This is a genomic window from Phyllobacterium sp. P5_D12, from assembly GCF_054049495.1.
Map to the genome: position 1 here is coordinate 1 of NZ_JBFUMG010000257.1, position 6127 is coordinate 6127.

Annotated in this window: 14 protein-coding genes; 9 read left to right on the forward strand and 5 right to left on the reverse strand. The window is 58.7% G+C overall.

The window, feature by feature from the left end:
• Both ACXJ5O_RS16265 and ACXJ5O_RS16270 read left to right on the forward strand, forming a co-directional pair.
• Positions 1–481 (forward strand): helix-turn-helix domain-containing protein (locus ACXJ5O_RS16265; RefSeq protein WP_457300795.1); only part of this gene is annotated, 481 nt, incomplete at its 5' end.
• 53 nt (positions 482–534) lie between these two features.
• Positions 535–1083, forward strand: a complete 549-nt coding sequence (locus ACXJ5O_RS16270) for a carboxymuconolactone decarboxylase family protein (RefSeq protein WP_457300796.1) — start codon at positions 535–537, stop codon at positions 1081–1083.
• 157 nt (positions 1084–1240) lie between these two features.
• On the opposite strand, the gene ACXJ5O_RS16275 is transcribed toward ACXJ5O_RS16270, so the two are convergent.
• From ACXJ5O_RS16275 to ACXJ5O_RS16295, 5 genes are all read right to left on the reverse strand, one after another.
• Positions 1241–1642, reverse strand: coding sequence for a DUF6130 family protein (locus ACXJ5O_RS16275; RefSeq protein WP_112523378.1), 402 nt, complete (start codon positions 1640–1642; stop codon positions 1241–1243).
• Between the two features lie 141 nt (positions 1643–1783).
• Positions 1784–2179: a response regulator gene (locus ACXJ5O_RS16280; protein ID WP_112523381.1), complete on the reverse strand. Its 396-nt coding sequence runs from the start codon at positions 2177–2179 to the stop codon at positions 1784–1786.
• Between the two features lie 81 nt (positions 2180–2260).
• Positions 2261–2917: a response regulator transcription factor gene (locus tag ACXJ5O_RS16285; RefSeq protein WP_457300797.1), complete on the reverse strand. Its 657-nt coding sequence runs from the start codon at positions 2915–2917 to the stop codon at positions 2261–2263.
• A gap of 74 nt (positions 2918–2991) precedes the next feature.
• Complete coding sequence (locus ACXJ5O_RS16290; RefSeq protein ID WP_457300798.1) at positions 2992–3159, reverse strand: hypothetical protein; 168 nt, start codon at positions 3157–3159, stop codon at positions 2992–2994.
• 85 nt (positions 3160–3244) lie between these two features.
• Positions 3245–3412, reverse strand: a complete 168-nt coding sequence (locus ACXJ5O_RS16295; protein ID WP_457300799.1) for a hypothetical protein — start codon at positions 3410–3412, stop codon at positions 3245–3247.
• Positions 3413–3781: 369 nt separating this feature from the next.
• On the opposite strand from ACXJ5O_RS16295, the gene ACXJ5O_RS16300 reads away from it, so the two are divergent.
• From ACXJ5O_RS16300 to ACXJ5O_RS16330, 7 genes are all read left to right on the forward strand, one after another.
• Complete coding sequence (locus ACXJ5O_RS16300; RefSeq protein WP_112523388.1) at positions 3782–4129, forward strand: SH3-like domain-containing protein; 348 nt, start codon at positions 3782–3784, stop codon at positions 4127–4129.
• Positions 4126–4782 carry a nitrile hydratase subunit alpha gene (gene nthA / locus ACXJ5O_RS16305; RefSeq protein WP_457300800.1) on the forward strand — a complete coding sequence of 219 codons (657 nt, stop codon included), beginning with the start codon at positions 4126–4128 and terminating at the stop codon, positions 4780–4782. Before ACXJ5O_RS16300 ends, nthA begins: the two co-directional genes overlap by 4 nt.
• On the forward strand, positions 4779–5096 hold the full coding sequence (locus ACXJ5O_RS16310) for a nitrile hydratase (protein ID WP_457300801.1): 318 nt from the start codon (positions 4779–4781) through the stop codon (positions 5094–5096). The genes nthA and ACXJ5O_RS16310 overlap by 4 nt, the downstream gene beginning before the upstream one ends.
• On the forward strand, positions 5093–5290 hold the full coding sequence (locus ACXJ5O_RS16315) for a hypothetical protein (RefSeq protein ID WP_457300802.1): 198 nt from the start codon (positions 5093–5095) through the stop codon (positions 5288–5290). Before ACXJ5O_RS16310 ends, ACXJ5O_RS16315 begins: the two co-directional genes overlap by 4 nt.
• A 63-nt stretch (positions 5291–5353) precedes the next feature.
• The gene (locus ACXJ5O_RS16320) at positions 5354–5455 is read left to right on the forward strand and encodes a hypothetical protein (RefSeq protein WP_457300803.1); all 102 of its coding nucleotides are present in this window, start codon (positions 5354–5356) and stop codon (positions 5453–5455) included.
• 61 nt (positions 5456–5516) lie between these two features.
• On the forward strand, positions 5517–5774 hold the full coding sequence (locus tag ACXJ5O_RS16325) for a hypothetical protein (RefSeq protein ID WP_457300804.1): 258 nt from the start codon (positions 5517–5519) through the stop codon (positions 5772–5774).
• Between the two features lies 1 nt (position 5775).
• Positions 5776–6127: cytochrome P460 family protein (locus ACXJ5O_RS16330; RefSeq protein WP_457300805.1), on the forward strand; the 352-nt coding region annotated here is incomplete at its 3' end.

The window sequence follows — 6127 nt, forward strand, 5'->3', positions numbered from 1 at the left end:
CATTAGGGATTTCTCGCGGATGGCGTTCGAGCGATATCGATCGCTGCCACGGGTTCATCCCCTCTCGTCATGGCGTCTCAGTCGCGTCAGACGATATGCGGAATCCCGTCTCGATCAGCGAATGTCGTTGGAGGAACTGGCGGACGTCGCGGGTTTTTCGCGGGCGCATTTCGCGGCCACGTTCAAGGCGGCGACTTCGATGAGCGCGCATGAATACCTTCTACGGATGCGAATTCAGGCCGCGGCCAGCCTGCTGGTTTGCACCGATCTAGCCCTCGTCGAAATCGCATTGCAGACGGGCTTCCAGAACCAGCCGCACTTCACGACGGTCTTTAAGAGGATCACCGCGATCACGCCGCGTAAATGGCGGGAGTCCCGTCGGTCCGCCGCAATGGCGAGCGAGCAAGTGGTCGACGCCGGAGCCATCATCAAATACCTGCCCGGAGAGCCTGAAGGATTTCTTCCGCACGATCTGCATTAAAGACCGGCCTCTTGCAGAACAACCAAGACCTGAAGCAACAAGGAGATTGAAACATGGCCCGAATTCCAATTCCCGCGACGCTCGATGCGGCGCCTGAAGCTTCCAAGGCGACGCTCGAGGTGATCAAGAAGCAGATCGGCGCACTGCCCAACGTCTTCCGCATGATGTCGACAAGCCCGGCCGTGCTCGAAGCCTACTCAGGTCTCAACGGAGCGCTCGGCAAGGGCAAGCTCGACAAGAAGATCCGCGAACGCATCGCGTTGGCGATAGCCCAGAAGAACGGCTGTGAGTATTGCCTAGCCGCTCATACCTACACCGGCGCTCACGTGACCAAGCTCAGTCTCGAGGAAATCGCCGCTGCCCGCCGCGGCGGATCCTCCGATGCCAGGGCCGACGCCGCCGTCAAGTTCGCGGTCAGGGTCGCCGAAACAAGGGGCGGCGTTTCGGAGCAGGAAGTGGAAGGACTGAAGGCGGCCGGCTTTGATGACGGCGAGCTTCTGGAGATCGTCGCGCACGTCGCGGCGAATACGTTCACGAACTACATGAACGAAGTCTTCAAAACCGACGTCGACTTCCCGAAGGTTGAGCGCGAAGCCGCCTGAATGGCTCTCCCGCCTTTCTCTGCACGAAAGTACAGGCCCTTGCGGACTTCGTCTCGAGGGCCTGTACTCCGGAGATCGCGGCCTGAGAGGGCCAGGCCTTGAGGGCACGGCGGAGGGTTCCGCGCGCGATCAGCTTGGTCACTCGAATCCTTCAAAACTATTTTTTCTCAGGCACGACGAACCTGACCGTCTCCGCAGTGATCACGTGATGTCTCGGATCGGCCAGTTCCACGAGAACCTTGTGTTGGCCGGCTGGAAGGCCGACGACGATCAGCGTCTCGCCGCTCGCATCGACGAAGTGCCAAGAAAGATCGTCGACGGTCACATGGACGTGCCCCAAGCGGGGCGAGACCTGCAGCGCGCCTTCTCCAAATACGGGGACGATGCGGATATTCTCCGCCCGATACTGGATGAAGACGAGGCCACGGGACAACGGCTCCGAAAGCGGCGGATCCACGATGAGCTTCGGCGCGGGCTGGTTTTCGATGGCGATCAGTGGCGATGGCCCAATGATGTCCCTGGCCGTCTGGACCGGAGCGCTCGTGGCAGGCGTCGTCATGGCGGGCCTCGTGACTCAATGGCGTCGATGGTGACTAGCTCGTTCACACGAACGTCATAAACCGTCTCCCAATTTCGTCCGGAGAGGCGATGAAGTCGAATTAAATCTCGTGAGTTGCCGTTGGTTCTGGTGCGACCGCTCTTACAGCGTGGAAGCTGTACCACTCGTCAGCGCCGTCCTGATCGCTTCCAACAAGTCGGTCGGACTGACGGGCTTCAGGAAGATACGCGACGCCCCTGAATTCCTGGCGCGGTCGCCAGCCGCGACGTCGGAGTGGGCGGTGATCAGAATTGAAGGAATCCTTCTGGTCATCAAGGAAAGCTTGTCCAGCAGGTCCAGACCCGAGATACCGCCGAGCTGGATGTCCGTGACTAGGCAGGCCACGGTCTGCAGCTCCGTGGAAGAGAGGAATTCTTCGGCTGACGCGAAGGCCGCCACGCGCATGCCGTTGGCGCGCAGCAATCCTCTGAGCGCGTCACGGACGGGCTCGTCATCTTCGACACAAACCACCAGGGAGGTCTTCGACGCATCAACCATGAATCGATCCAATCGCTGTAATCCTATGGCCGGAGTTGAAGGCTCGCAAGGCGACTAACGTCTGGAAATTTTCTGTTAGAACTAGCCTTTAGTAGAGGTACCTGCCTGCTCGCTCAGATCGAGCAGATCATAATGGCGGACTAGCTCCGGAAGGGTCTGAACGTGCATCTTCTGCATGACATTGCCTCTGTGCAGTTTCACCGTCGCCTCCGTGATGCCTAAAGCGCTTGAGATCTGCTTGTTACGTTGACCCTCCACCACCCGGATCAAAACTTCCTGCTCTCGTTTGGTCAGCGTCTCGTAATCGGCTCTGGCGCTGGCAGCCGCCGCCTCCTTCATTGTGGAGCGGCTGTCCCGCTTCATTGCGGCGTGGACAGCGTCGAGGAGATCCTGCTCGCGAACCGGTTTCGTCAGGAATTCCACCGCTCCAGCTTTCATCGCCCGTACCGCGATCGGAACGTCGGCATGGCCGCTCATGAAGATCACCGGTCTGTGGAAGCCGAGGCTCCGCACCTCTTCGTAGAATTCGATGCCACTCTGGCCGGGGAGCCGCACATCCAGGATCATACAGCCGACAGACCCCAACTGACCTCTCGATGAGAATTCGGTCGCGGAGGAAAACGCGGTCACGTTGAACTTCATCGACCTCAACAGGCCGACAAGCGACTCGCGCACCCCTGTGTCGTCTTCGATGACGACGACCTGCGCGGAGGTCTCCTCACGCTGTTTCTGATTCATTTGTCCCCCTGAATAGTATTGCGAATTCGAAGACCGTTCCTCCGGAAGCCAGCGGCCGAGCCGAAAGTGTCCCGCTATGCGCCTCTATTATCGACCGGCAGATCGCCAGCCGCATACCGGTCCCTCGGCTTGGTGGAGAAGAATGCTTCAAAAATACGCTCAGTTGCAATAGGGTCGAGGCTATAGCCGTTGTCCTCGACCCGGACAGCGACCGATCGCGCGCCGCGATCCGCGTCGACCACAGCAATCTTCCTGCCATGCACCTTTCCCATCGCCCCACAGCGACTTTCGCCTCGTCCAAATCGGGTTCCGGACGGTCGAGCCAGCTCAGACACGTAGCAGCATTCGTGACGATGGCCATGACCAACTGCCGGTCTTGATGATCTGTTGAGCCTCGGCCATCACGGCCTGGCTCTTCGCGAGCTCGAATTGCAAGGCCAACAGAGCGACGATCGATCTGGACAGCATTCCCGCTAGCAAGAGTCTCTGAATCATGGCGTTGACCTCAATGGCAGGGAAAGCCGAGCAGATAAACTCAGGAACGGCGTCGCCCTGGATGAGCGAAGTCGCGTTCTGGTCAGCGCCAACAAAGTAAAGGGAAGTGAGCAGGAGTAGCCCCGAAGGCGGACTCGGAGTACACCTCTTGAGTGGAGATGTCCGATGGACTCGGCGCTGGTTGGACGATATGAGTCATTGGGACATTCCTCTGTTGGGATGTTTGTTGCTAACAGATCAGATCGGTGGCGTGCCGTATCGAAACCGTCCGCTACCGAGTACGTCGTCGTTGATCACACCATCGCACGAATTCGAAATATCACCGGGGCGTCGCCCTCGTAGTGTTCGACGGAATGATCGGAGGATCGGATGTCCGCCCATATCCTTACGAGGAAGATCGAAGGCGTCGTGCCGGCTTTCGGTGAGCTCCCCATCTTCGCGGTCGGGCAATTGGTCAAAGTTTCAAACCGCGCACCGGTCGGGCATTATCGGGTGCCGACCTACCTGCGCGGGAAGACTGCGGTTGTCGAGGCGATCATGGAGCCGAAAGCTGTCAATAACGAGGAAGAGGCGTTTGGTCGCAACGCGGGCGCTGTTCGTCACTACTATCGAATTGCCGTGCCCATGACATCGCTCTGGACCGACTACGCGGGTTCACCTCAAGACGGCCTCCGGATCGAAGTGTTCGAAACATGGCTAGAAGGAGCTTCAGAATGATCGAGGAGGAAGACCACAACCATGGACATGACCACGATCACGTTCCTATCGTTGCATCGGAAGCGCCCGGTTACTACGACATCATGGAGACGGCGTTTCGGGAACTAATGATCGAAAAGGGCTACTTCACGGCCGGCGAAATCCGACGGCAGATCGAAGTGCTCGATTCCAGAAACCCGGCCCTCGGAGCGAAGGTGGTCGCAAGGGCCTGGTCTGATCGGGAGTTTAGGGCTCGCCTGCTGGAGGACGGCAGGACCGCCTGTGAAGAACTCGGCATTACCTTCTATGACGAAACCGAGCTGATCGTCTTGGAGAACACACCGAAGGTCCATAACCTCATCGTCTGTACCCTCTGTTCTTGCTATCCAAGGCCGGTTCTTGGACTTCCGCCAGATTGGTACAAGCTGAAGCCCTATCGGGCGCGTGCGGTCTACGAACCGAGGAAGGTGCTCGAAGAATTCGGCACCCACATTCCAGACGACGTTGAGATCCGCGTGAGCGATTCCACCGCGATCCAGCGATATCTTGTCCTGCCTATGCGCCCAGCGGGGACGGAAGGCCTCGACGAAGAGCAACTTGCAGCTCTCGTCACCCGCGACGCTATGATAGGCGTTATCCAGATCCAGTCGCCAGCAGAGGGAGTTGTAGCATGACAGGCAGCGAACAGTTCTTGAAGCGCCTCCCAAACGACATTGGAGGTCTGGAAGCGTCTAAGATCGAAAGGGTCGAACACGAACTGCTCCCCTGGGAAAAACGATGCCACGCACTGGCGGACGTCCTCGACTTCCACAAGATCATCAATACCGAGGAGAAACGACGCGGCGTCGAGTCCTTGGGCTCCGACCTGGTTGGCAAGCTTTCCTACTACGAGAGATGGATCGCCGCTTTCGCGAATATCGCCTTCCAAAAAGGTCTGCTGACGCCCGAAGAGCTGGCTGTGAAGATGGTTGACGTGGAGACGAGATGAGCGTCGCACGCCTAGAGGTTGGCAGCACGTCCTCACGCAAACGCTTTGTCGAGCACGACGGCACCGTATCGCTGTTTCGGCGATCGTTGGCGGAAGGTGTAGGCACTGCGATGCTGATGATCACGGTCGTCGGGTCCGGTCTGCAGTCGGTAGCTCGGAGCTTTCGTCTGCGATGGCGATCTCAGGAAGTCTGATCGGTTTGATTCTGGGCTTTCGGCGCGGTCTCCAGCGGACACTTCAATCCGACGATCACGTTGATGCAATGGCTCTCCGAGCAACGAAGGCTGGACTGCACCGTATGGTACATTGCCTCCCAGATCACCGGAGGATTGGCAGAAGCGCTGGCTTCCGCCCTTTAGGTCGACCGGGGTTCGATTTTCCGGCGCTCTCTTCACTGGAGAGCGAAGGTGTGGCTTCTTTATGCTTGATGACGATCGTCTTCTGCTGCTCGCAAAGCACGAACAAATTTGTGGGTCCCTTCGCGGTGGGCCTTTGGTTGCTGGCTGCCTTCTCTCTACGCCGACGGGCTCGATAGCGAACCCCGCGGTGGCAATCAGTCTGCTCGCCACGCCCGCCGGCGCGTCGGTGGTTGCTGTAACGCTCGTCGTTGTCGTTCAAATCATTGGAGGAAGTTTCGCCGCACTGACGGTATCAACAATCTATCCAGACGGAGGATGAAATGCGAAAGACTGCTGCGGTTTACTTTGTGTATTCAGGCATCGCCGTGATCTGCCTCTCGGTCGCGGCGGCCGGCGGCGCGACCGAGAACGTCTCACCGATCTACAGCGTTAGTCTTCCGGAAGGATACCGAGACTGGCGAATGATCACGGTAGCCCATGAAGCTGGGAAGAACAACGATATCCGGGGGATCCTTGGAAACGATATCGCCGTGAAGGCCTTCCKGGAGGGCATACGCCCCTTCCCCGACGGATCGGTGATCGCACGTCTGGCGTACGTCTATAAGTCGTCTCCCGAAAACGACGCCGTGTTTCCGGCGCCGCAGTCCTTCGTGGCGGGCGATCCCACGAACG